Genomic DNA, 26,383 nt, shown 5'->3' with positions numbered 1-26,383 from the left:
TTGAAGAAAATGGTCAGTAATGGTTCAGTCATTTTTCTTTTAGTCAGAGAGGTGGTTGGTTACACCGATTCGAGCCCTGCCCACTTATACCAAGCCTTAGATTAGGCGTCCCTGTCAAAAGGTTAGGGAATTAGGTTAGGGAATTTTGACGCTATAAAATAGTATTTAATACTAAAAGCTTGCTTTAAGTTTATAGTGTATAAAAAAGCCTAAGTTATGAACTTAGGCTTAGTATGGGACTTATTTAACTATATGATAACTATTCAAATAAGTCGATATGCAGCCTTTTAACTGCTTCTTTTGCAACATCTGAGTCAAGTAGGAAACATAAGTTGTGAGGGCTAGCACCGTAGCAGATCATACGGAGATTAAACTCCTCAAGTGTTCCAAATACCGCTTTAGCGGAACCTTTCTTTTCGCTCATTTTATTACCAATCAATGCGATTAGGCTAAGATCCTGCTTCACTTCGACGATACACAGTTCTTCGAGTTCTTTTTTCACATCTAAAGGCAGCTCAGGCGCTTTTCCGCTGGTGTCTGTTTGGTCAAGAGTCAATGAAACACTGACTTCAGAGGTTGTAATAAGGTCTACCGATATTTTGTGCTTGGCCAGTATAGTGAATACATCGGCTAAGAAACCGTATGCTTGGAACATTTTAGGGTTCCGCAGTGTCACCATTGTTTGGTTATTTCTTAAAGCTAATGCACGAAATAGCGGGGCACTTTCTACTGTTTGGCGTACCCAAGTTCCGCCTTCTTGTGGTGCTTTAGAAGATCCGACAAAAACTGGAATTTGATGCCTTAGCGCCGGCAATAATGTAGATGGATGGAGGATCTTGGCACCAAAGTTAGCCATTTCAGACGCTTCACTAAAGCTGATCTCAGGAATTGGGCGAGCGTTAGGAGCTATTCGAGGGTCAGTAGTATAGATCCCAGGGACGTCGGTCCAGATCTCTAAGCCACTTGCTTCGACAGCCTCTGCAATAAGGGCAGCACTATAATCGCTGCCGCCACGGCCCAGAGTTGTGGTTTCACCGTCAATATCAGCGCCAATAAAGCCTTGAGTGATGACAACATGTTTTTTACACAAAGGGATGAGGTTTTGCTCTGCAAGAGTTCTGGTTTGCTCTAGGTTCGGTTCCGCTTTTCCATACGTACTATCGGTCCTTAGTACTTGGCGAATATCAAATCGAACGGCATCAATGCCACGCTCTCGCATGAGCTGTGCGAAAATGTGTGTCGACATTCTCTCACCACATGCCACTAAGTGGTCAGTCAGCTTGGCGGTGACATCAATACAGGCGACTTCTGATAACGTTGCTACTTTTTCAATGAGCGCGTTGATACGGGGCTCAATGGAGGTTGCATCATTGAGTTGACTCAGTATAGCAACGTGAATCGCTCTGAGCTTTTCGATAAGTTCTAATCGTTCGTTATCATTTTTTACGCCATTAGCCAGTGAGACCAAGATATTGGTTACCCCTGAACATGCACTGCTTACCACCAGTCTCGTCTCAGGGTTATTTTCGATGATTTCAGCACAACGGCTCATGGCTTCGAAATTGGCAACACTTGTGCCACCAAATTTAGCTACATTGAATGCGCTCACAGTTTTCTCCAGGATATTCCAATAAGTAAAATTACAGGGTTAAGACCCAACGTCCGATGTTTGAAGAGAAATAAAGAGTAGAGGCATATTGATAATGAATCGACCTCAGAAGCTCTTCACCAATTTGGTTTGGTGACAGTTAAAGGGATTCAGCCCAATTAACCGATAAACTAACCCATCAAATTTAGTTTATCTCGGCACTGCTCCCCATGAGTGAAATGTGTTGGAGTTGAGGCTCCACATCATCACTTGCCTGGGCAGTGCTCCTCTTCTGCTTGATAGCCTGTTTATTCAACGTTTTTGTGATGCAAATGTCAATGGAGTGAGGCAATTTAATAAAAATATGACCCCTCAAATTTGTTGCAAATTTGTTGATCTCATGCGTATTGTAGAACAAACTATTTAGCCTTTAAGATTCTTTACACCCAAGTAACCTCATTATTATTAGAAAACAAAAGGACTTTCGATGACGATTTCTAGCTTTGTACCCCCCCCACAGGACACTCATGGGGCCTGGCCCTTCAGACATCTACCCACAGGTATTACAAGCACTTAGCCGCCCGACTATTGGTCATTTAGACCCGTTATTTATTGGTATGATGGATGAGCTTAAGGCGTTACTTAAATATGCCTTTCAGACAGAGAATGACTTTACTATTGCCGTCTCTGCTCCTGGCAGCGCAGGGATGGAAGCTTGCTTTGTCAATTTAATTGAGCCAGGAGATAAAGTCATAGTTTGTCGAAATGGTGTCTTCGGTGATCGTATGAAAGAAAACGTCATTCGTTGCGGTGGCGAAGCTATCCTCGTTGACGATGAATGGGGAAAGCCTGTTTCTGTTGAAAAAGTGCAGCAAGTCATCTCAGACAACCCTGACGCGGTATTGTTGGCTTTCGTACATGCAGAGACTTCTACTGGAGCGGTAAGCGATGCTAAGCAGCTAAGTCAGCTTGCCAAGCAAAATGGTATGCTTACGATTGTCGATGCCGTGACGTCGCTTGGCGGTGTTCCATTACTTGTGGATGAGTGGCAACTTGATGCTGTGTATTCAGGTAGCCAAAAATGTTTGTCTTGTGTTCCAGGGTTATCCCCCGTTACTTTATCGCCTCTTGCTATTGAGCGAATTAAAGCGCGTAAAACACCCGTTCAAAGTTGGTTCTTAGACCAAAGCTTAGTGCTAGGTTATTGGAGTGGTGAAGGCAAGCGTAGCTACCATCACACAGCGCCAGTGAATAGCCTTTATGCTTTGCATGAATCCTTAGTGATACTGAAAAATGAAGGGCTCGAAAACGCATGGCAGCGTCATAAAGAGATGCATATTTTACTCGCTGATGGGCTAGAAAAATTAGGGCTGACTTTTGTGGTAGAAAAAGAGAGTCGATTGCCACAGCTTAACGCAGTGTACTTCCCAGAGGGCATTGACGATGCGGCAGTGAGGCAGCAATTGCTGGAAGGTTATAATTTGGAAATCGGTGCTGGTTTAGGTGCATTAGCAGGTAAAGCTTGGCGGATTGGCTTAATGGGCTATGCGGCAAGAAAAGAGAATGTTGCTTTATGCCTTAAAGCACTGGAAACCGTGCTTAAATAGTTGATGATATTAAAAAGACCGAAAGCGTTAGCTTTCGGTCTTTTTCTTTAAACTACAAATACAGAGGAATAATATCTGTTTAACGGTTAACCGTTATAGAGATGCAATCGTCTGTTTTTGCTCTTCAAGTTTAACTAAGGTTTCTTTGTAACCGTCAAGCTTTTCACGTTCTTTAGTGATAACAGCTTCTGGTGCTTTGGCAACAAAACCTTCATTGCTTAGCTTGCCTTCGGTACGCTTAATTTCACCTTGAATCTTAGCCATTTCTTTATCGAGACGAGCAAGTTCGGCGTCTTTATCGATAAGCCCTGCCATTGGAATCATTAGCTCAGACTTACCAACGAGCTTAGTCGCACACGCAGGTGTTGCTTCGTTGTCGGCAAGAACTTTAATATCATCAAGCTTAGCAAGCGCATTAAGAACGATCTTATTTGCTTCAATACGATCCGCATCTTTCTCATCAGCGACTTTGATCATTACTTCTAAGCCTTTGCTTGGTGCAATGTCATATTCAGCACGCAAGTTACGGATTGCGGTAATGAAAGTCTTCACCCACTCGATGTCGTCAACGATCTCAGCATTGAAGTTCGCTTCATTAAACTGAGGAAGCGCTTGAGTCATGATCGTCTCGCCTTCTACACCGTCTACTAGCGGCTTAACGCTCTGCCAGATAGACTCTGTGATGTAAGGCAACACTGGGTGAGCAAGACGTAGCGTCTTTTCAAGAACCGTGATAAGCGTGTAACGAGTCGCTTGTTGCTGCGCTTCAGAGCCTTTCCAAAGAACAGGTTTAGTGAGCTCTAAGTACCAGTCACAGAATTGGTTCCAGATGAATTCATAAAGCGTGTTTGCTGCCATGTCTAGACGGTAGTTGTCTAGGTGAGCGTTAAACTCTTTCGCTGCAACTTCAAACTGAGATTCAATCCACTTATCAGCAAGAGAGAACTCCATGTTTGCACGATCTGGAGCAGACAGTGACATGCCACAATCGTGTTCTTCTGTGTTCATCAGTACGTAACGGCTTGCGTTCCATAGTTTGTTACAGAAGTTACGGTAACCTTCAAGACGCTTCATGTCCCAGTTGATGTCACGACCCGTTGAAGCCATCGCAGCAAGTGTGAAACGTAGTGCATCAGTACCGTATGGTTCGATACCATTTTCGAACGTCTTACGTGTCGCTTTTTCGATCTTAGCTGCCAGCTTCGGTTGCATCATGTTGCCACAACGCTTTTCGACTAGCTCTTCAAGGCCGATGCCATCAATCATGTCGATTGGGTCAAGTACGTTACCTTTCGACTTAGACATCTTATCGCCATTTTCATCACGGATAAGACCTGTCATGTACACGGTTTTAAATGGTACTTGAGCTTTGCCATCTTCGTCTTTCACGAAGTGCATGGTCATCATGATCATACGCGCAACCCAGAAGAAGATAATATCAAAGCCAGATACCAGTACTTCAGATGGGTGGAAGGTTTTCAGTGCGTCTGTATCTTCAGGCCAGCCTTGTGTGCCGAACGTCCAAAGTGCAGAAGAGAACCAAGTATCAAGAACGTCGTTGTCTTGCTTAAGGACAATAACAGGCGCTAGGTTGTTCTTTTCACGCACTTCTTCTTCTGTGCGACCAACGTAAACTTTACCATCGTTGTCGTACCATGCTGGGATACGGTGGCCCCACCAAAGTTGACGAGAGATACACCAGTCTTGCACGTCACGCATCCACGCAAAGTACATGTTTTCGTACTGTTTAGGGACGAATTGGATTTGACCATCTTCAACGGCTTTAACTGCCGGTTCAGCAAGAGGCGCTGTGCGCACGTACCATTGGTCAGTCAGCATTGGTTCGATAACCACGCCGCCACGGTCGCCGTAAGGAACGGTTAGGTCGTGATCTTTGATCTCTTCAAGCAGGCCAAGTTCATCGAATTCAGCAACGATAGCTTTACGTGCAGCAAAACGCTCCATGCCTTGGTATTTAGCTGGAATGTCTGTTGAGTAAACATCGCTTTCTTCGCCGTTCGTTGTGAATACTTCAGCTGCATCACGGATATCAGCGTTGAACGTTAGGATGTTGATCATTGGTAGGTTGTTGCGCTTGCCCACTTCGTAATCGTTAAAGTCATGAGCTGGTGTGACTTTCACACAACCCGTGCCTTTTTCCATGTCTGCGTGCTCATCGCCTACGATAGGAATAAGACGGTTTACAACAGGAAGTAGGATTTCTTTGCCGATAAGATCTTTGTAGCGAGGATCTTCTGGGTTTACGGCAACACCAGTATCACCAAGCATGGTTTCTGGACGAGTCGTTGCGACAACAATGTAGTCTTTCCCATCGGCGGTTTTAACACCGTTCGCTAGTGGGTAGCGGAAGTGCCACATGAAACCTTTTTTGTCTTTGTTTTCAACTTCAAGATCAGAAATTGCAGTGTGCAGTTTAGGATCCCAGTTTACTAGACGCTTACCACGGTAAATTAGGTCTTCTTCATACAGGCGAACAAACACTTCTTGAGTTGCAGCCGATAGGCCGTCATCCATAGTGAATCGCTCACGATCCCAGTCTACCGATGCACCAAGGCGACGAAGCTGTTGAGTGATGGTGCCGCCAGATTCAGCTTTCCATTCCCAAATTTTGTCGATGAAAGCTTCACGGCCGTAGTCGTGTTTTGTTTTGCCTTCTTCAGCGGCAATTTTACGCTCTACAACCATTTGTGTCGCGATGCCTGCGTGGTCAGTACCAACCTGCCATAGCGTATTTTTACCTTTCATGCGCTGAGCACGGATAAGGGTATCCATGATTGTATCTTGGAAGGCATGGCCCATGTGTAGGCTACCAGTGACGTTCGGTGGCGGGATCATGATGCTGTATGCTTCTTTTGAAGTGTCACCGTGTGGCTTAAAGTAGCCTTTCTCTTCCCAAGCTTGGTATAAAGCTTGTTCGATTGATGTTGGGTTATATGTCTTTTCCATAGCGTTCTGGATACTTAACTTATTAATACTGTGAAAGAAATCTGTCAAACCTTATAATTAAGCGTGATTATCGCTTACCTATAAGGATTGACCGTGATTAGGATTCAGTGTGCTGAATCTTGATGGTCTGTAGCTGGTAGCCTGCTTGACGGTAAATTTTATACCTTTCTCGAGCAAGTTGCTTAGCTTTTTCTTCGCAAGGCACGAAGTCTACCACTTGAGCGAATGTCTGGGCAAAGGTTGCGTGCGTCTCGGCAACATTTATCACCAGCTGACGGTTCCAGCTCGGCTTTAAGCCGTCAAATCCAATCTCTACAGGGGTACCATTTTTAGGACCCTCACCCACTAAATTGTGAGCGATAAACGCGCTCGCATCAACTTGCCAAAAGTATTCAGCCCAGGCTTCTGCGGAGACTCGGTCGGCGGCATTGAGATAAATTTTGGCACCTTGGCCAGTAAAGTGTCGGCAAAGATAGTGAACATAAGCAAAAAAGCCTGGCTGTGTATCTTCCAAGCTTTCTTCTTCAACGATATAAAATGTTGCAGTTTGCATAGCTACCTAAAAAGTAAAAGGGCCGTTAGGCCCTTTTTTTATTCTTCAGTTTCGTGGCCACTTCGATTCAGTAAGAATTGGACAAGTAGGGAGACAGGACGACCCGTTGACCCTTTCGCTTTACCCGATTTCCAAGCGGTGCCTGCAATATCTAAGTGCGCCCAATGATACTTCTTAGTGAAGCGGGATAAGAAACAACCTGCGGTAATTGTGCCACCCGGACGGCCGCCAATGTTTGCCATATCGGCAAATGGGCTGCTGAGTTGTTCTTGGTACTCATCGGCCATTGGTAGGCGCCAAGCGCGATCGCCAGCTTGCTCTGAAGCGTTAACTAACTCATGAGAGAGTGGGTTATGGTTAGAAAGGACACCACTGATATGATGACCTAGTGCAATAACACAGGCACCAGTTAGCGTTGCAACATCGACCACACACTCAGGCTCAAAGCGCTCAACGTAAGTGAGAGCATCACACAGTACTAAGCGACCTTCTGCGTCGGTATTCAGTACTTCTACAGTTTGGCCAGACATAGTCGTTAGAATGTCACCAGGGCGATAAGCGTTGCTGCCTGGCATGTTTTCACAGCCGGCAAGAATACCAATAACATTGATAGGCAGGTTCAACTTTGCCAAGGCTTTCATTGTACCCATGACAGAAGCCGCACCACACATGTCATACTTCATTTCATCCATGCCTTCACCCGGCTTGAGTGAAATACCGCCTGAATCGAATGTTAAACCTTTACCAATAAGTACGATAGGTTTTGCGTTAGAATCCGGGTTGCCTTTGTACTCCATGATAGACATCAGGGATTCATTTTTAGAACCGCGTCCAACCGCTAGATAAGAGGTCATACCGAGCTTTTCCATCTCTTGCTCACCAATGATCTTGGTGGTCACTGTCTCGTAATCGTCAGCAAGACGACGAGCCTGAGAGGCTAAGTAGGCTGGGTTTGCAATGTTCGGTGGCATGTTGCCTAGGTCTTTCGATGTTTTTACACCTGACGCAATAGCAAGGCCGTGAGAAATGGCTTTTTCACCAAGGTTGAGCTCACGACGTGTCGGTACATTAAACACCAATTTGCGTAACGGGCGACGCGTCTCTGGTTTGTTGCTCTTGAATTGATCAAAGGTGTAAAGGCCATCTTTTGTCGCTTCAACCGCTTGGCGCACTTTCCAGTACGTATCACGACCTTTAACGTGCAGTTCTGTCAGAAAGCATACCGCTTCCATAGAACCGGTTTCATTTAAGGTGCTGATGGTTTTTTGGATAATCTCTTTGTATTGACGCTCACCCAGCTCTCGTTCTTTGCCACAACCGACCAGTAGAACACGCTCAGAAAGCACGCCTGGTACTTGATGCAACAGTAGCATTTGCCCTGGTTTACCTTCTAGGTCACCACGACGTAGCAAAGAGCTAATATAGCCATCACTGATTTTATCGAGTTGCTCTGCAACCGGAGAGAGACGACGTGGCTCAAATACGCCGACGACAATGCAAGCACTGCGTTGCTTCTCTGGACTGCCACTTTTAACACTAAACTCCATGCGTACTCCTACATCCTAAAGACAAATAGAACTAAATGTTGGATAATCAATTATCAAAATTTGAATCATAGCCGTTAGTTCGGCCTATAATTGTAAGATAAAAATTGATCCAAAAAGTAAAAAATAAAAGGTTTATCCGAAAACTATAGCGATTCAACCAAAAAAACAAGTTTTGTATAGGTGTTTTCACTGTGATTATTGTTAGATATTTGATCAGAGAAACAGTTAAGAGCCAATTAGCCATATTTTTTGTGCTCTTTTTAGTGTTTTTCAGCCGTCAATTTATCAATGTGCTTGCGGATGCTTCTGATGGAGATATTCCCGCTGGACTTATTATGACTCTCGTTGGTATTAGCATGCCTACGATGGGCTTATTGATGTTTCCATTAAGTATTTACATCGGAATTTTGGTGACTTTTGGGCGACTTTACGCCGAAAGTGAAATAACGGTGATGAATGCGACGGGGATAGGGAACAAATTTCTCATTCGCGCGGCGATGTACCTCGCCGCGATCACCTGCGCGCTTGCTGCATTTAATGCGTTTTGGTTAGCGCCTTGGACACAAGAACAAGAAGTACAAATACGGGAGAAATTGGCCTCAGAGAATTCAGTAGAACTGCTACAGACGGGACAATTTCAACGCACTCCCGATGGCACTTCGGTGGTTTTTATCGACAGCATTAAAGATAAAAAGCTCGAAAACGTGTTTGTTGCACAACTTAGCCCCCGTGATACGGTTCTGCCAAGTGTCATTTCATCTAAATCAGGTGAAGTGAAAGAGCTCAGTGATGGTCGCCAGATTATCGCTTTGTATGATGGTGTCCGTTATGAAGGTGCACCAACACGTTTAGAGTACATGGTGACGGAGTTTTCTGATTACGAAGGCATGATCGGACAACGAGAAGCGCAAGCTCGAGGGCGCTCTTGGATGGCGATACCGACGTTGGATTTGCTTTCTAATCCAGATCCGAAAGCTCAGGCTGAATTACATTGGCGAATTTCACTGGTGATCTGTATCCCGCTTCTGACGATGCTCGTGGTCCCGCTCTCTGCTGTGAACCCAAGGCAAGGGAAGTTTGCCAAAATGGGCCCGGCTATTTTGGTTTATTTCACCTACTTTTTGGCGATTAGTGCCATGAAGTCATCGCTAGAAGATGGCTCTGTACCGTCTTACATTGGATTATGGCCAATTAATATCGCTCTTTTGTTCACGGCCATCATGGTCAACGCTTACGACACGGTGGGTATGCGTAAGTTTCGGGAGAAATTTAGGCAAAAGCGTTACAAACGAAAAGAGGCAGCCTAATTCATGTTTAAAATTTTAGATGTCTATGTTGGTCGTACCATTATTACCACCATCTTGTTAGTGCTTGCGGTATTTGTTGGTTTGTCAGCGGTCATTAAGTATGTGGAGCAACTGCGCTCTGTCGGCGAAGGCAGCTACGATCTCTTGTCGGCACTGTACTTTGTACTGTTAGGTATGCCTCGTGATATAGAGCTATTCTTCGCAATGGCATCACTGTTAGGGGCGTTGATCGGCTTAGGGATGTTAGCCAGTAGTTCCGAGCTTGTCGTCATGCAAGCGGCGGGTATCTCGAAAGTGCGGATTGGTTTATCGGTGTTAAAAACCGCAGTACCATTGATGATTATCGTGATGGCGCTGGGTGAATGGGGCGCTCCAACGACGCAACAGATGGCGCGAGATCTACGCTTACAAGCGACTTCGGGGGGCAGCATTGTTTCAGTGAGAAATGGTGTGTGGGCGCGCGACGGTAATGACTTTATTTTTATATCGAGCGTTAGCGATAACACCCTAACAGGGTTGAATCTTTGGCGGTTTGATGAAAATAAAAAGTTAACCAGCACCATTTTTGCTGAAAGCGCCGATTACATTGGAAAAAATGGCTGGGTCATGAACGATGTTCAGGTAACCAATTTGGAAAATACGGAAGCTTTCACTAAAGAAATGTTTCCGACATATCAATGGGAAACGTCCTTAGTTCCGGATAAGTTGAAAGTCGTGACGGTTGATTTGAATGAATTGCCGATCAGTGGTCTATACGATTATATGAAGTACCTAGAAGCGTCCGAACAAGACTCTTCTCGCTACGAGTTGGCGTTTTGGCGCAAAGCCACGCAGCCTATTTCGGTCGGTGTCATGATGTTGATGGCGTTATCGTTTGTGTTTGGTCCATTACGTAGTGTGACGATGGGCGCTCGAATTCTGTCTGGTGTTGTTGCTGGGTTTACCTTTTATATTTCTAGTGAGTTCTTTGGACCACTGAGTTTGGTGTATGGCATTCCGCCCGTCTTCGGTGCTCTGGGACCCAGTATCATTTTCTTATTGATTGCTACCCTGTTATTGCGAAGAAAGCTGTAGCGACATAGAGAGATAGCAAAATAAGGCAAGTTAAATAAAAAGGCTGAGATGATTCTCAGCCTTTTTATTATCTGTGCGATGGTACATGTAAACTAGTACTGGTCTTCTGACCAACCGTCGCTGTCAGACATATCGGGCGCGCCAGCGATAGCATTTTCTTCGTCAGCCCATTCGCCGAAATCAATCATTTGGCACTGTTTAGAGCAAAAGGGCCTGAACGGGCTTTCTTCTGCGCTCCATATCACATCGACCTTACATTGAGGGCACTGAACGATGGTTGGTTTACTCATAATTGGATCCATACTTCATATTGTTTAGTTGCAAACAGCCAGTTCAAATTCAACATCGTTAGGGTAGGCTTGTCCCGACTCAAAGGCAATAAACTTAATGGCAAAACGGTTCTTGTGGCCCGAAATCATAGGATAAACACCGCACTCCATAGGAATAGTGAGTCTTAGAATATTGGCTTCTTCAGCATCGCTTTGATAAAAACCAGAACGTGCAATCTGAGGTTTCATCCGCCCAGTTTCTCTGGTGAGCTTTAGCCACATGCTGAGGGCATTCATGAGTGGCTTGAGATTGCCGAGCCACTTCTCCGCGTCGTGCATGCGCTTTTCTAAAGGCAGGTGAAGCCAATAGTGTAGGGACGGTAAATCGAAGCAGCATGAGCCGCCTGGCAAGCCAAAGCGTTGACGTATGGCGCTGAGGAAACGGTCTTCTCGAAGTGACTGACCAAAACGTTCAGCCATCATGAGTTCTTTATGAACAACGTCGATATCTCGGAGCAGGTTACCGAGCATTTCTTGATCAACATCGTCGATGTTTAACCACGAACGATAGGTCTGTCTTTGCTTTTCAAGATCTTTTGCTAATTCACTCTTGAGTTGCATCTGTTCAAATATCTCCAATAAATCAAATATTGATTTAAAGAAAATTTGGTACTGATGACTGTCCGAAAATGACGAAGAATGCTGAAGCTGTCTCAGGAGAGATTCAACTCTTAGGTAAATTCTAGTTTTTTCATTAAGAGGATGTTCGAATCTATTTGTTGTCATTTCACTAGCCTTTAAACGCTTCCCTATTATTTTCACCGATTTTGACTGCACAATGCTAGGTACTTTTGGTGTAATTGTGTGACTTGGGACAAAAGTTGAGCGTTGTTCGTATTATTATCAATCACATCATCGGCATACGCTAGTCGAGTTTCTCGGTCAGCTTGTGAATTGAGTATAGAACGCACTTGTGATTCTGGTACACCGTCCCGTGTCATGGTTCGGTAAATTTGCGTTTCTTCATCAACATCAACCACCAAGACGCGATCAGCCATGCTATTTAAGCCGTTTTCAACTAACAGCGGAACAACAAAAAGTGTGTAAGGGCTTGTTGAGTTATCCAGTAACACTTGCATGCGTTGGCGAATCATAGGGTGGAGCAACTGATTGATCCATTGCTTATCCTGTTCGCTAGCAAAAATACGTTCTCTTAGTGCTGTGCGATTCAACTCTCCACTAGGCAGCAGTATTGATGGACCAAATTGCGCAGTTATTGCGTTGAGTCCAGTGGAGCCTTTTGCCACGACTTCTCGCGCCACCACATCGGCATCGACCAACTCGATATTAAACTCATCACGAAAAAGGTTCGCTACGGTGGTTTTCCCACTCGCTATCCCCCCGGTTAGTCCAATGACATAACTCATAAACTGGCTCCCACAAAAGCGGTTAAATAGTAGTTGATGATGGCGTCTCCCCATAGTGCGCATACCCAACCCGCTATGGCTAAATAAGGGCCAAAAGGGAACGCCATATCAATGCCTTTTTTTTGTAGTCGAAGCTGGATGAGGCCGAATATGACCCCGACTACAGAGGAAAGTAATACAATGATGGGAAGATGCGCCCACCCTAGCCATGCACCTAAGGCTGCCAGCAGTTTAAAGTCACCATAGCCCATGCCTTCTTTACCTGTGAGCAGTTTAAATGCCCAATAGACAGACCAAAGACAGAGATAGCCAAGCATGGTACCAATAACGGAATCCATTAGAGAAATGGGAGAAATGCCAAATAATGCCAGTGAGATACCTGCCCACATAAGCGGCAGTGTAAGCTGGTCGGGCAGCAGCATAGTATCAAGGTCGATAAAGGTTGCAGCGATGAGCGTAAAAGTAAACGCAATCAAAGCAACGCTGTAAAGGCTGTAGCCTAATTCAAATGCTACGACAGTGGCAAGTACGGCGCTGAGTAATTCAATAATAGGGTAGCGTGCGCTTATTTTATTACCACATTGGCGACATTTACCTTGTAATAATACCCAGCTTAAGACGGGAATATTATCCACTATTCGTATTGCGGTTTGGCAGTTAGGGCAGGTTGAACGAGGAATACTCAGGTTATAGTCACCTTGAGGTGGCTCAATGTGATATTCGGGAAAGGCCTCAGCACATTCTTGGCGCCAACCTCTTTCCATCATGATGGGCAGACGGTGTATCACCACATTAAGAAAACTGCCAACAATTAGGCCAACAATGGCGGCGAAGACCGAGTAAAGCCAAGGATAATAGGTAAAAACGTCCATTTTTGAGTGCTAGCCTAAAGAATCAACAGGTTATTGCCTATGTTAGCCTATTACCGACATTAAGTTAAAGATAGGAAGGTACATTGCGACCACTAACCCTCCCACCATCGTCCCTAGAAACACAATAATGAATGGTTCGAGTATTTTCCCGAGATTATCGACGGTGTTATCCACCTCAAATTCATAGATGGCCGCAATTTTATTCAGCATGTCATCGAGTTGCCCTGACTCTTCACCTATCATGACCATTTGTAGCACCATCTCGGGGAAGGCATTAGCATTGCGCATGGCTAGGTGAATAGGGGTGCCGGCGACCACATCGCCATGAATCGAAAGAATGGATTGCTGATAATAGGTGCAGTCAGCGGTTTTTGCACTGGCTTGAATGCTCGATAAAATAGGGATCCCTGAGCTAAAGCTGGTGGCTAGGGTACGGCTAAACTTAGCGATTGAAGCCTTAGTGATGATAGCTCCTATGATGGGGATACCAAGAGACAAACGGCTGGTATGCAGTTTAAATGCGGCATTTTGTTTTCTTAATAAGCGAAACATAACAAGGGCGACGCCGATACTGATGATGAGCATGGACCCATTAGCTTGCAACCAATGCGAGGCTTGCAGAACTTGCAAGGTAAACCAAGGTAAGGTGGCGTTAAATCCTTTGAACATGCTTTCAAACTCTGGGATCACTTGTGTCAACATTAAAAAGGTGACGATGAACGAGACCAAAAGTACCATGCCGGGGTAGATAAGAGCTTTAACGACTTTTGATTTCAGAGCTTCTTGTTTTTCTCTATACAGTGCGAGACGCTCGAAGACAGCAGGTAAGTTTCCCGATGTTTCACCGGTGGCGACCATGTCGACGTAGAAGCTATCGAAATGCACACTGGCCATTTGCATGGCTCGTGAGATAGGTGTCCCAGCTTCAATCGCTTTACAGATTTGCCCGAGCACCGACTTCATTTCTGCTTTAGTGTGATTATCTGCGACCAACTTAAGCGCATGAATAATGGGAATGCCGGTACTCAACATGGTGGCGAGCTGACGTGTTAGTGTGGTGATATCTTGTCGTTGGATGCGATGCGTGAGCTTAGTCCAAAGGGATACGCTATGGCGGGTGATTTTCTTAATTTGAACATGCTGGCTTTTAAGCTTATCCCTAACCTCACTTTCTGTCATGGCAAGCGTATGACCCGACACTTTTTTTCCGGTGCTGTTGATGCCTTTCCAGCGAAAGGTTTTTAGCGGAATAGCTTGTATTTTAGCCATTATCGTTCCCTTCAAAGTGATACAGAGCTTGCAATGCAAAGGTAGTAATGCTGAATCTAAGTCTTAAAGTACCTGGCCTAGAAATAGAGAACACGCTGCAGCTCCTTAAAGCTGGTGATCCCTTGCTCAAGTTTCGTGATCCCTGATTGTTTTAAGGTGAGCATACCTTGCGACTTGGCGATAGACTCTAGCTCTTGGATACTGGCATTTTGCATGACCGCCTCCGCGAGCTCAGCCGTAAAGGGCATCACTTCATAAATGCCTGTCCGTCCTGAGTAGCCATGATTGCAGGCGTTGCAGCCTTTTTCATTGGCTTGATAAATGGTGTTCGCTGGTGATAAAGCGAGGTTGTGCTGCAATCCAATGGGTAGCACTTCAGGCGTTTTACAGTGATTGCAGAGTTTACGAGCCAGTCGTTGTGCGATAATTAGGGACAGTGACGATGCAAGGTTGAAAGCGTCGATGCCCATATTTTGCAGCCGAACGACGGTTTCAATCGCAGAGTTGGTGTGCAGGGTGGATAGGACTAAGTGACCAGTTTGCGCCGCTTTCACCGCAATTTCTGCGGTGTCGAAATCTCGAACTTCCCCTACCATGACAATATCAGGATCCTGTCTTAAGAACGATCGCAGCGCTTCTGGGAAACCAAAGCCGATTTTGGGGTTAACTTGCACTTGGTTGATGCCATCAAGATGGATCTCGACCGGATCTTCTGCTGTTGAAATATTGCGATCCGCAGTGTTGAGAATACTCAATCCGGTATACAGCGAGACGGTTTTGCCACTGCCAGTCGGACCGGTGATAAGGATCATGCCTTGCGGCTTTTTAAGTGCATTTAGGTAAAGCGTGCGTTGTTGTGACGTATAGCCAAGTTGATCAATGTTCAAGTTGGCCGAGCCGCCATCCAGGATCCGCAAGACTATTTTTTCGCCCCACATTGTCGGTAGGGTGGAGACTCGCATGTCTACGGCGGCGCTGTCGGAGAGCTTGAGTTTAATTCGCCCATCTTGAGGCAAGCGACGTTCGGCAATATCGAGTTTGGCCAAAATCTTAATGCGGGCAGAGAGGCGCCTGCTAAGGTGACTGGCGGGCTGGTGGGTTTCAATTAATATTCCGTCACAGCGCAAGCGAATACGGTAGACGTGCTCATAAGGCTCAAAGTGAATATCAGACGCTTTTTTACGAACCGCATCAATGAGGACTTGTTGAATAAAGCGGCTAACTGGGGATTCATCGAGACTTAAATCTTCGATGTTATCCAGTTCAGCATCGGTGACTTGCACTAAGTTGGCTAAGTCATCGGAAGTGAGATCCTTACTGCTATTTTGCCAACTGTCACCAGTTTCTCCGTACATACGCCGAATGGCGGCGCGAATGTCTTGATGACACGCTAAAACCAGCTCAATCTGCATGCCAGTGGCAAAACGAAAGTCATTTTCAACATGCTGTAAAGTAGGATCGCCAATAGCGATGGTAAGTACACCATTAAATTGAGATAAGGGTAAGGCATTGTGGGTCGTGATGGCGTCGCGTAGCCCTAAGCGTTGGCAAAGCTCGGTAAAATCAAAGCTATGAATAGGCGTCACCGCCAGCCCGAATAACAAACTCAGCTGGTGGGTGAATTCCTGTGGCGTGAATAGATTCAGCTCAAGCACCGCATCGGGCGCGGAACAGCCCGATGTGGCGATGAGGTCTAACACCGACTCCGCTTGCGACGCACTAATCAGGCTAGCGTGCTGCAAGATTGAGGGGAGGTTGGATTGCACCTTTTAAAGTTACTTACAAGTTTTAGGCAAAAGTTCACTAGGAATGCCGAGTTCCCCTTCTGGTGCTTCACATTGCCAAGCCCCTGTTTCAGCTGTTCGGGTTAACGTAAACTTTTTTTCAGAAACTAGTGCACTAACACCTTTGTCAGCAGTGGAATAAAAAGTAAACTCAATTATTCCACCATCAGTAGCGCCAGTACGAGTAAACGTAATGGCGCCCAAAGGTAAAACTGGCACTCCAAGCGCTAACGGCTTTTGGTCGTCAGTTGATTCATCTGGGAATAACCCATTTTCTACTGTATAGGCTTCAACATTAGTCTTGGCACCAGTTAGTGTCGCTAACACTGACGATACTTCTGCTTTTGCGACATACTTTTGATATTGTGGCATAGCAATTGCTGCCAATACCCCAATCACCGCGACTACAATCATCAACTCAATCAAGGTAAAGCCTTGTTGTTTATTCGTTTTTCTCATCATCTTGTCCTTAGAATAGTGATACCTAGCTACAGTAGGTATCAGACTATACGCAATAAAGCGCACAATAGTTGCTCTACGAGTGAGTTGGGAAATTTTTGGAATGTGTTGCAAGGTATGCAGGCGAGGTTGCGAGGGGGGTTGAGTTTTGGGTTGTAGGCAGAGTAAGAGCGGTGCTATGGTCCTCTGGCCCTATGGGCGCGTGATTGTGCTTGACATGTCATGCTTTTAATTTTGTGCTAGACCACAGGACCACAGGACCACAGGACCACAGGACCACAGGACCACAGGACCACAGGACCACAGGACCACAGGACCACAGGACCACAGGACCACAGGACCACAGGACCACAGGACCACAGGACCACAGGGTCACAGACATAAAAAAAGCGAAGTCTAATTAGACTCCGCTCAGTTTAATTTTCCTCTAGGACCTAGGACCTAGGACCTAGGACCCCGCTCTTAAACCGCTTCTACCCCTTAAACCTCATCGACAAATCCATCGCTTTTAAATGCTTAGTCAGCGCGCCAACAGAAATATAATCTACACCTGTCTCGGCAAACTCTTTGATGGTGTCCATCGTGACGTTACCTGAATTTTCTAGTGCAGCGCGGCCTGCGTTGATTTTCACCGCTTCACGCATCATGTCAGTAGTAAAGTTATCCAGCATGATGATGTCTGCACCAGCTTCAATAGCTTGGTTCAATTCTTCAAGCGATTCAGTTTCGACTTCAACGGGTTTGCCCGGATTTAATTGCTTAGCTGTGGTAATGGCTTTGGTGATACCGCCACAAGCGATGATGTGGTTTTCTTTAATTAAGTAGGCATCAAAAACACCAATACGATGGTTCAAACCACCGCCACAGGCGACCGCGTATTTAAGTGCGCTACGCAGACCTGGAATAGTTTTACGGGTGTCTAATAAACGGCACTGTGTGTGGGCAATTTTTTCAGCGTATTGAGCAGTAATGGTTGCGCAACCAGAGAGTGTTTGGATGAAATTCATCGCATTGCGTTCGCCAGTTAATAGAATGCGAGCCGGGCCTGACATGGTACAAAGGACTTGGTTGGGCTCAACTTTATCACCATCATCAACATGCCAATCAATGGCCACTTCACCACCAAGTTGCTTGAATACTTCGTCCGCCCACATTTTTCCACAAAAAACACCGTGTTCACGAGTAATGATAGTCGCGACATTTTGTGTGTCTGCTGGGATCAAGCTGGTGGTGATGTCTGCGCCTGCGTCTAGCGTTCCACCCAGGTCTTCACGCAGTGTATCGGCGACGGCACGAGTAATTTCAGTAGGAAGTTGCTGCTTTAAATACTCAAGGCGTTCTTGGCTGTTATGTGTGTTTTTCATCGCTTAAGGAATCTATGTGGGGGAACAAAGTGGGCATGATACTCTGGCTTGTGTGTAATTTCAGCATCAATTCTCGCATTTTATTGGTTGTTGGATAAAATCATAGCGAACCTTATGCAGATGGACATCATTAGTATGCAAAACCCCAATACGACTCAGTGTGAAAGCATGGCACCTATCGTTGATGAACAGGGCTGGTATTTACCGGCTCGACGCGTGCCATCACCACATTTTGATGCCCGTAGTGATGAGCAAGATATCTCTTTGCTGGTGGTACATAACATCAGTTTACCGCCAGGTCAGTTTGGTGGTGGTCATATAGAATCATTTTTCCAAGGCACCTTGGACGCGAGCCTTCATCCATTTTTCAAGGTCATCGAGAATATGCGTGTTTCCGCCCATTGTCTCATTCGCCGTAACGGAGAGGTAGTGCAGTTTGTTCCGTTCTCTGCTCGTGCTTGGCATGCGGGTGTGTCGAGTTTTGCTGGGCGAGATAAATGTAATGATTATTCAATTGGGATTGAGCTAGAAGGGACGGACTTTTTACCGTACAGCCCAGAGCAGTATCAGAGCTTGGCTGAACTAACTAAGGTTATTTTGTCGTATTATCCGCAAATTACCCCTGAGCGGATAACTGGACATCAATATATTGCCCCTTTGAGAAAGACTGACCCTGGATTGGTTTTTGACTGGGTGCGCTTCAAACAAGGGCTATGATTAAATACTAATACCACCAATGGGTTAGACCTCCTCCAACATCGATATATTTATTTTGTTACTTAAATTATTAAAAATAGCTTGTCTCATCCTGCAAGCTTTTTTTGATTTCGATCAACTTCCCTCACTCAATTATCACGTTCTTACCTGTTGATTTATAATGATTTTTCTAGCACGAAAAACGCCCGATAGGTTTCTTGTATGTAATTGGTATGACCAAGTCTGTTGGTGTTTTAATCAATAAATGTTTCATTGCTGTTAATGTGCCGTCGCTTCTATGATGTGAATCAATTTTTAGCTAGACATTTGCGTTTTAAATGTGTTAATTTTTAGCCCAACTTGAAATTGGTAATACCAATTGACTGCATAAGAAAAGTAGAACTATAGCCATGGCTTATCAAAGGATTCGTCAGCCCAAACTTTCGGATGTTATCGAACAGGAACTTGAGCGGTTGATCGTCGAAGGAACGCTTTCAGCGGGGCAACAACTGCCTCCTGAACGTGAACTGGCAAAACAATTTGATGTTTCTCGACCTTCAATTCGAGAAGCAATTCAGCGCTTGGAAGCAAAGCGCCTGCTGACCCGTAGACAGGGTGGCGGTACGTTTGTTAGCGACAATATATGGAAAAGGTTTTCAGATCCTTTGCTAGAACTCCTTTCATCTCACAATGAAACTCAGCTTGACTTGCTAGAAGCGCGTCATGCAATGGAAGGTATTTCAGCTTATTTTGCAGCGTTGCGTGGTACAGAAGAAGATTTCGCTCAGATAGAAAGTTGTTTAGCTAATATCAGTGAAGTGCAAGAAAACAGTGACGTAGAGGCGGAAGCGTCTGCGGTTATGGCTTTTCTTATTGCCTTAACAGAAGCCGCTCATAATGTGGTTTTATTGCATATTATTCGAAGCTTAGCGCCACTACTTGAGCAAAATGTTCTACAGAATTTAAAGTTATTACATCGCCGCACTGAAGTGTCGGAGAAAGTCAGTAAACATAGAGCTAATATTGTAGATGCGATTGTTTCTGGTCAGCCTGAAAAGGCGCGAGAAATGTCTCATTCACATTTAGCGTATATCGAAGAAACATTGTTGGATTTGACGCGCGAAGAATCACGCCGAGAGCGTTCTCTACGTCGAATTCAGCAGGGTAATGAGTCGTAATAAAACGACGCATTAAATGTTTAGTATTTAGTAGAATCTAACTAACAAAAGGATAGATCGCCATGTCTGACATGAAGCATGACGTTGATGCTCTAGAAACTCAAGATTGGTTACAAGCACTAGAGTCAGTAGTACGCGAAGAAGGCGTAGAACGCGCACAATATTTACTAGAACAAGTTCTAGATAAAGCGCGTTTAGACGGTGTTGACATGCCAACCGGTATCAACACTAACTACATCAACACCATCCCAGCAGCACAAGAGCCCGCTTACCCTGGTGACGTCACTCTTGAGCGTCGTATTCGTTCGATTATTCGCTGGAACGCAATCATGATCGTATTGCGTGCTTCTAAGAAAGACCTAGACCTTGGTGGTCACATGGCTTCTTACCAGTCAGCAGCAGCGTTCTACGAAGTCTGTTTCAACCACTTCTTCCGTGCTCCAAACGAGACAGACGGTGGCGATCTAGTTTACTACCAAGGTCACATCTCTCCAGGTATCTACTCTCGTGCATTCGTTGAAGGTCGTCTAACTGAAGAGCAGCTCGATAACTTCCGTCAAGAAGTGGATGGTAAAGGTATCCCTTCTTACCCGCACCCTAAACTGATGCCTGAGTTCTGGCAGTTCCCGACCGTATCGATGGGTCTTGGCCCGATCTCTGCTATCTATCAAGCGCGCTTCCTTAAGTACCTTGACGGCCGTGGCTTGAAAGAAACCTCAGCGCAACGCGTATATGCGTTCTTAGGTGACGGTGAGATGGATGAGCCAGAATCACGCGGTGCTATTTCTTTCGCTGCGCGTGAGAAGCTAGACAACCTATGTTTCCTCATTAACTGTAACCTGCAGCGTCTAGACGGCCCTGTAATGGGTAACGGTAGCATCATCCAAGAACTTGAAGGCCTATTTAAAGGTGCAGGTTGGAACGTTGTTAAAGTTATCTGGGGTAGCAACTGGGATTCGCTACTAGCTAAAGACACGACTGGTAAGCTTCTTCAACTAATGAACGAAACTATCGATGGTGACTACCAGACATTCAAATCGAAAGATGGCGCCTACGTACGTGAGCACTTCTTTGGTAAGTACCCAGAAACAGCGGCACTTGTGGCTGATATGACGGATGACGAAATCTTTGCGCTTAAGCGTGGTGGTCACGATTCGTCTAAACTGTTTGCTGCATTCAACAATGCAAAAGAAACAGGTGGCAAGCCAACGGTAATCCTAGCTAAGACAGTTAAAGGTTACGGTATGGGTGATGCAGCTGAAGGTAAGAACATTGCTCACGGTGTTAAGAAAATGGACATGACTCATGTTCAACACCTGCGTGATCGCCTAGGCCTGGAAGACATCCTTTCAGATGAGAAGATCGCTGAACTTCCTTACCTGAAATTGGAAGAAGGAACGCCTGAGTACGAATACATGCACGCTCGTCGTAATGCCCTACATGGTTACACGCCAGCACGTCTTCCTAAGTTTACTCAAGAGTTCAAGGTTCCTGAGCTAGACGCATTCGCACCTCTACTGGGTGAACAGAAGCGTGATATCTCTACTACTATGGCTTATGTACGTACGCTAAACATCCTTCTTAAGGATAAGAACATTGGTAAGAACATTGTTCCTATCATCTGTGATGAAGCTCGTACATTCGGTATGGAAGGTCTATTCCGTCAGGTAGGTATCTATAACCCACATGGTCAAGAATACACACCTGAAGACAAAGGCATCGTTTCTTACTACAAAGAAGCAACGTCTGGTCAAGTTCTTCAAGAAGGTATCAACGAGCTAGGTTCAATGGCGTCTTGGGTTGCTGCGGCAACGTCATACAGCACCAACGATCTACCAATGATCCCGTTCTACATCTACTACTCAATGTTTGGTTTCCAACGTATTGGTGACATGGCATGGCTAGCAGGTGACCAACAAGCGCGTGGCTTCCTACTAGGTGCTACCGCAGGCCGTACAACGCTAAACGGCGAAGGTCTACAGCACGAAGACGGTCACTCGCACATTATGGCGAACACGGTACCTAACTGTATCTCTTATGACCCAACGTTTGCTTACGAGCTAGCGGTAATCATGCAAGACGGTATTCGTCGCATGTACGGTCCTGAGCAAGAAAACGTTTACTACTACCTAACTGTAATGAACGAAAACTACGCAATGCCAGCAATGCCAGAAGGCGCTGAAGAAGGCATCCGTAAAGGTATCTACAAGCTTGAGTCTCACGCTGGTACGAAGGGTAAAGTTCAGCTAATGAGCTCTGGTACTATCATGAACGAAGCGCGTAAAGCCGCTGAAATTCTAAGCGAAGAGTACGGCGTTGCCTCTGATGTCTTCTCTGTCACGTCGTTCAACGAACTGACTCGTGACGGCCAAGCGGTAGAGCGTGACAACATGCTTCACCCAGAAGCCGAAGAGAAAGTCCCGTATATCACAACCGTTCTTGGTAAAGAACCTGCTATCGCAGTGACTGACTACATGAAGAACTACGCTGAGCAAGTACGTGCATTTATGCCAAGCGAATCATACAAAGTACTGGGTACTGATGGTTTCGGTCGCTCTGATAGCCGTGAAAATCTACGTCGTCACTTCGAAGTTAACGCCGGTTACGTCGTAGTTGCAGCACTGACTGAGCTAGCCAAACGTGGTGATGTTGAAAAATCAGTGGTTGTAGAAGCGATTGCTAAATTTGGCATCGACACTGAAAAAACTAACCCGCAATACGCATAAGACTTCCATTAAGGTAGGAAAATACAATGACAATCGAAATTAATGTACCAGACATCGGTGCAGATGAGGTTGAAGTAACTGAGATTCTGGTTAACGTTGGCGACAAGGTTGAAGAAGAACAGTCACTGATCACTGTTGAAGGCGACAAAGCTTCTATGGAAGTTCCTGCGTCTCAAGCGGGTATCGTTAAAGAGATCAAAATAGCGGAAGGCGATTCTGTTTCTACTGGCTCTCTTATCATGATCTTTGAAGAGGCAGGCTCTCCTGCGGAAGGTGCTGCAGCAGCACCGGCTGCGCCAGCAGTTGAAGCGGCGGCACCTGTTGCAGCTGCTCCTGCGGCCGCTGAACTTAAAGAAGTTCACGTTCCTGATATTGGCGGTGATGAAGTTGAAGTCACTGAAATCATGGTCGCTATCGGCGACGCAGTAGAAGAAGAGCAATCGCTTCTTACTGTTGAAGGCGACAAGGCTTCAATGGAAGTGCCTGCACCATTCGCAGGCATCGTTAAAGAAATCAAGATCGCTTCTGGTGATTCAGTGTCTACTGGTTCTCTAGTGATGGTTTTTGAAGTGGCAGGCTCTGGCGCACCCGTTGCAGCAACGCCTGCTCCAGCAGCAGCTCCTGTTGCCGCGGCACCAGCCGCTTCTGCGGAGAAAGAAGTCAACGTACCAGATATCGGTGGCGACGAAGTTGAAGTGACTGAAATCATGGTAGCGGTTGGCGATACAGTAGAAGAAGAGCAATCTCTCATTACTGTTGAAGGTGACAAAGCTTCAATGGAAGTGCCTGCACCATTCGCTGGTACAGTGAAAGAAATCAAGATTGCAGCTGGCGATACCGTGTCAACTGGCTCTCTAATCATGACATTTGTTGTGGCCGGCACTCCGGTTGAAGGCGCAGCACCTGCTCCTGTTGCAGCGCCTGCACAAGCAGCCGCTCCAGCGGCGGCGCCGGCCGCATCGGCGGACCGTCCTAAATCAGAAGCACCTGCAGCAGCTGGCGACTTCCAAGAGAACGGTGACTATGCTCACGCTTCTCCAGTTGTTCGTCGTCTTGCTCGTGAATTTGGCGTTAACCTGTCGAAGGTGAAAGGTTCAGGTCGTAAGAGCCGCATTCTGAAAGAAGATGTTCAGTCTTACGTGAAAGAAGCGCTTAAACGTCTTGAGTCTGGTGCAGCAGCATCTGGTAAAGGCGGTGATGGTTCAGCACTTGGCCTACTACCTTGGCCAAAAGTTGACTTCAGCAAGTTTGGTGAGACGGAAGTTCAAAAACTTTCTAAAATCAAGAAGATCTCTGGTGCTAACTTGCACCGCAACTGGGTAATGATTCCACATGTTACACAGTGGGATAATGCTGATATCACGGCGCTTGAAGCATTCCGTAAAGAGCAAAATGCGATTGAAGCGAAGAAAGACACAGGCATGAAGATCACACCTCTTGTGTTCATCATGAAAGCGGTCGCGAAAGCACTAGAAGCCTTCCCTGCATTTAACTCTTCACTATCTGAAGATGGTGAGAGCATCATTCTGAAGAAATACGTGAATGTTGGTATTGCGGTTGATACGCCAAATGGTTTGGTTGTTCCTGTCTTTAAAGATGTAAACAAAAAAGGCATTTACGAGCTATCTGAAGAGCTCGCAGTAATTTCTAAGAAAGCACGTTCTGGTAAACTGACTGCAGCCGATATGCAAGGTGGTTGTTTCACTATCTCTAGCCTAGGTGGCATTGGTGGTACTGCATTTACGCCAATCGTTAATGCTCCAGAAGTGGGTATCTTAGGGGTATCTAAATCTGAAATGAAGCCAGTATGGAACGGGAAAGAATTTGAACCGCGCCTACAGCTTCCGCTTTCTCTATCCTACGATCACCGCGTGATCGATGGTGCAGAAGGTGCACGCTTCATTACCTATTTAAACAGCTGCTTGAGCGATATTCGCCGTTTGGTACTGTAACAAATAAATAGAAACTAGGGCGGCTGAAACAGCCGCCCTTATTGACAAAATTCAATGACAATTTGATGATACTGTAATTTTTACAAATCGAATTGTTGTCTAGCTCACAGGCTAAATTGATTTACTTTTCACACCATTAACATCTCTGTAAACTGTTGGCGGTCTGAATTACATTGTTTAAGCAACCTACTTTAGATAATGTTGTTTAAAACAACGTCTCAATATAAGAAATCAATACCCACTCAGCCTGTTAGGGATAATGACTACAAGAGGTCAAAATGAGCAAAGAAATTAAAGCCCAAGTGGTAGTACTTGGTGCCGGTCCTGCTGGTTACTCCGCTGCATTCCGTTGCGCCGATTTAGGCCTAGAAACGGTTCTAATCGAACGTTATAGCACGCTTGGTGGTGTATGTTTGAATGTGGGTTGTATCCCATCTAAAGCACTACTTCACGTATCTAAAGTTATCGAAGAAGCAAAAGCGCTTGCTGAGCACGGTATCGTATTTGGTGAGCCGCAAACTGATATCGACAAGATTCGTCTTTGGAAAGAAAAAGTAATCGGTCAGCTTACTGGCGGTCTTGGCGGTATGGCTAAGATGCGTAAAGTGACAGTGGTTAACGGTTTAGGCCAATTTACCGGTCCTAACTCTATCGATGTTGATGGCGAAGATGGTAAAACAACCATCAACTTTGACAACGCGATCGTTGCGGCGGGTTCTCGTCCTATCAAGCTACCATTCATCCCGCATGAAGACCCGCGTATTTGGGATTCAACGGATGCACTAGAGCTTAAAGAAGTTCCGGGCAAACTGCTTATTATGGGCGGTGGCATCATTGGTCTAGAAATGGCGACGGTATACCACTCTCTAGGTTCTAAGATTGACGTTGTTGAGATGTTCGATCAACTGATCCCAGCGGCTGATAAAGACATGGTTAAGGTTTACACCAAGCGTATCAAAAACAAGTTTAACTTGATGCTTGAAACCAAAGTAACCGCAGTTGAAGCGAAAGAAGATGGCATCTACGTTTCAATGGAAGGCAAGAAAGCACCTGCTGAAGCTGAGCGTTATGATGCGGTTCTTGTTGCGATTGGTCGTGTGCCTAACGGTAAATTGCTTGATGCTGAAAAAGCAGGTATTGAAGTTGATGAGCGCGGCTTTATCAATGTTGATAAGCAAATGCGTACTAACGTGCCTCATATCCACGCGATTGGCGATATCGTTGGTCAACCAATGCTTGCGCATAAAGGTGTGCATGAAGGTCATGTAGCGGCAGAAGTTATTTCTGGTAAGAAACACTACTTTGACCCGAAAGTGATTCCATCGATTGCCTACACTGAACCAGAAGTGGCGTGGGTAGGTAAGACAGAGAAAGAAGCGAAAGCAGAAGGTCTAAACTACGAAACAGCAAGCTTCCCGTGGGCTGCATCTGGTCGTGCGATTGCTTCTGACTGTGCTGACGGCATGACTAAGCTTATCTTCGATAAAGACACGCACCGTGTTATCGGTGGTGCTATTGTTGGTACTAACGGTGGTGAATTGCTTGGTGAAATTGGTCTGGCAATCGAGATGGGTTGTGATGCGGAAGATATCGCATTGACGATTCACGCTCACCCAACACTGCATGAATCTGTTGGTCTTGCAGCAGAAGTATTTGAAGGCACGATCACTGACCTTCCAAATGCCAAAGCGAAGAAAAAGAAATAATTAAGATTTCTTAAGCACCTAAAAAACCGCTCATCTGA

Annotated in this window: 20 protein-coding genes and 1 riboswitch; of the genes, 8 read left to right on the top strand and 12 right to left on the bottom strand. The window is 45.6% G+C overall.

Going from position 1 to position 26,383, the window contains the following annotated elements; genetic code table 11:
• Positions 1-259: 259 nt before the first annotated feature.
• Positions 260-1,609, bottom strand: a complete 1,350-nt coding sequence (gene lysC / locus MD535_RS23320) for a lysine-sensitive aspartokinase 3 (protein WP_265677587.1) — start codon at positions 1,607-1,609, stop codon at positions 260-262.
• 101 nt (positions 1,610-1,710) lie between these two features.
• Positions 1,711-1,888: riboswitch (Lysine riboswitch) on the bottom strand.
• Between the two features lie 227 nt (positions 1,889-2,115).
• Here lysC and MD535_RS23315 point away from each other — a divergent pair.
• Positions 2,116-3,195 (top strand): pyridoxal-phosphate-dependent aminotransferase family protein, encoded by a 1,080-nt coding sequence (locus tag MD535_RS23315; RefSeq protein WP_265677585.1) that lies wholly within the window; start codon positions 2,116-2,118, stop codon positions 3,193-3,195.
• A gap of 93 nt (positions 3,196-3,288) precedes the next feature.
• On the opposite strand, the gene MD535_RS23310 is transcribed toward MD535_RS23315, so the two are convergent.
• The 3 genes from MD535_RS23310 to pepA form a co-directional block, all read right to left on the bottom strand.
• Positions 3,289-6,162, bottom strand: coding sequence for a valine--tRNA ligase (locus tag MD535_RS23310; RefSeq protein WP_265677583.1), 2,874 nt, complete (start codon positions 6,160-6,162; stop codon positions 3,289-3,291).
• A 97-nt stretch (positions 6,163-6,259) separates the two neighbouring features.
• Positions 6,260-6,715, bottom strand: coding sequence for a DNA polymerase III subunit chi (locus tag MD535_RS23305; protein ID WP_265677581.1), 456 nt, complete (start codon positions 6,713-6,715; stop codon positions 6,260-6,262).
• 38 nt (positions 6,716-6,753) lie between these two features.
• Positions 6,754-8,262 carry a leucyl aminopeptidase gene (gene pepA / locus MD535_RS23300; RefSeq protein WP_265677580.1) on the bottom strand — a complete coding sequence of 503 codons (1,509 nt, stop codon included), beginning with the start codon at positions 8,260-8,262 and terminating at the stop codon, positions 6,754-6,756.
• Between the two features lie 191 nt (positions 8,263-8,453).
• On the opposite strand from pepA, the gene lptF reads away from it, so the two are divergent.
• Together lptF and lptG are read left to right on the top strand one after the other, a co-directional pair.
• Positions 8,454-9,569, top strand: a complete 1,116-nt coding sequence (gene lptF / locus MD535_RS23295; protein ID WP_265677579.1) for an LPS export ABC transporter permease LptF — start codon at positions 8,454-8,456, stop codon at positions 9,567-9,569.
• A 3-nt stretch (positions 9,570-9,572) separates the two neighbouring features.
• Positions 9,573-10,643, top strand: coding sequence for an LPS export ABC transporter permease LptG (lptG, locus tag MD535_RS23290; protein WP_265677577.1), 1,071 nt, complete (start codon positions 9,573-9,575; stop codon positions 10,641-10,643).
• Between the two features lie 92 nt (positions 10,644-10,735).
• Here lptG and yacG read toward each other — a convergent pair whose 3' ends face one another.
• From yacG to nadC, 8 genes are all read right to left on the bottom strand, one after another.
• Entirely contained in the window at positions 10,736-10,933 is a 198-nt protein-coding gene (yacG, locus tag MD535_RS23285) for a DNA gyrase inhibitor YacG (protein WP_250617368.1), read from the bottom strand.
• Between the two features lie 24 nt (positions 10,934-10,957).
• Entirely contained in the window at positions 10,958-11,698 is a 741-nt protein-coding gene (zapD, locus tag MD535_RS23280) for a cell division protein ZapD (protein WP_265677575.1), read from the bottom strand.
• A gap of 32 nt (positions 11,699-11,730) precedes the next feature.
• Positions 11,731-12,339: a dephospho-CoA kinase gene (gene coaE / locus MD535_RS23275; protein WP_265677573.1), complete on the bottom strand. Its 609-nt coding sequence runs from the start codon at positions 12,337-12,339 to the stop codon at positions 11,731-11,733.
• A complete protein-coding gene (locus tag MD535_RS23270; RefSeq protein WP_265677568.1) occupies positions 12,336-13,211 on the bottom strand; it encodes a prepilin peptidase in 876 nt (291 codons plus the stop codon). Before MD535_RS23270 ends, coaE begins: the two co-directional genes overlap by 4 nt.
• Before the next feature lie 42 nt (positions 13,212-13,253).
• Positions 13,254-14,480 (bottom strand): type II secretion system F family protein, encoded by a 1,227-nt coding sequence (locus tag MD535_RS23265; RefSeq protein ID WP_265677566.1) that lies wholly within the window; start codon positions 14,478-14,480, stop codon positions 13,254-13,256.
• Positions 14,481-14,557: 77 nt separating this feature from the next.
• Positions 14,558-16,246 (bottom strand): type IV-A pilus assembly ATPase PilB, encoded by a 1,689-nt coding sequence (pilB, locus tag MD535_RS23260; protein WP_265677561.1) that lies wholly within the window; start codon positions 16,244-16,246, stop codon positions 14,558-14,560.
• 9 nt (positions 16,247-16,255) lie between these two features.
• Complete coding sequence (locus MD535_RS23255; protein ID WP_265677592.1) at positions 16,256-16,723, bottom strand: pilin; 468 nt, start codon at positions 16,721-16,723, stop codon at positions 16,256-16,258.
• A 473-nt stretch (positions 16,724-17,196) separates the two neighbouring features.
• Positions 17,197-18,087: a carboxylating nicotinate-nucleotide diphosphorylase gene (nadC, locus tag MD535_RS23250; protein WP_265677556.1), complete on the bottom strand. Its 891-nt coding sequence runs from the start codon at positions 18,085-18,087 to the stop codon at positions 17,197-17,199.
• 177 nt (positions 18,088-18,264) lie between these two features.
• Between nadC and ampD the strand changes: the two genes are divergently transcribed.
• The 5 genes from ampD to lpdA all read left to right on the top strand — a co-directional run bounded on the left by ampD (position 18,265) and on the right by lpdA (position 26,345).
• A complete protein-coding gene (gene ampD, locus MD535_RS23245; protein WP_265677590.1) occupies positions 18,265-18,804 on the top strand; it encodes a 1,6-anhydro-N-acetylmuramyl-L-alanine amidase AmpD in 540 nt (179 codons plus the stop codon).
• Positions 18,805-19,193: 389 nt separating this feature from the next.
• A complete protein-coding gene (gene pdhR, locus MD535_RS23240; protein WP_265677555.1) occupies positions 19,194-19,961 on the top strand; it encodes a pyruvate dehydrogenase complex transcriptional repressor PdhR in 768 nt (255 codons plus the stop codon).
• A 62-nt stretch (positions 19,962-20,023) separates the two neighbouring features.
• Positions 20,024-22,687, top strand: coding sequence for a pyruvate dehydrogenase (acetyl-transferring), homodimeric type (gene aceE / locus MD535_RS23235; RefSeq protein ID WP_265677551.1), 2,664 nt, complete (start codon positions 20,024-20,026; stop codon positions 22,685-22,687).
• Positions 22,688-22,713: 26 nt separating this feature from the next.
• Complete coding sequence (aceF, locus tag MD535_RS23230) at positions 22,714-24,639, top strand: pyruvate dehydrogenase complex dihydrolipoyllysine-residue acetyltransferase (RefSeq protein WP_265677546.1); 1,926 nt, start codon at positions 22,714-22,716, stop codon at positions 24,637-24,639.
• 278 nt (positions 24,640-24,917) lie between these two features.
• Complete coding sequence (gene lpdA, locus MD535_RS23225; protein ID WP_250617379.1) at positions 24,918-26,345, top strand: dihydrolipoyl dehydrogenase; 1,428 nt, start codon at positions 24,918-24,920, stop codon at positions 26,343-26,345.
• Positions 26,346-26,383 lie beyond the last annotated feature (38 nt).

It is taken from the genome of Vibrio qingdaonensis (genome assembly GCF_026191675.1).
In the GTDB taxonomy this organism is placed as follows: Bacteria; Pseudomonadota; Gammaproteobacteria; order Enterobacterales; family Vibrionaceae; genus Vibrio; species Vibrio qingdaonensis.
This window is presented reverse-complemented; position numbering and strand designations above follow the sequence as displayed.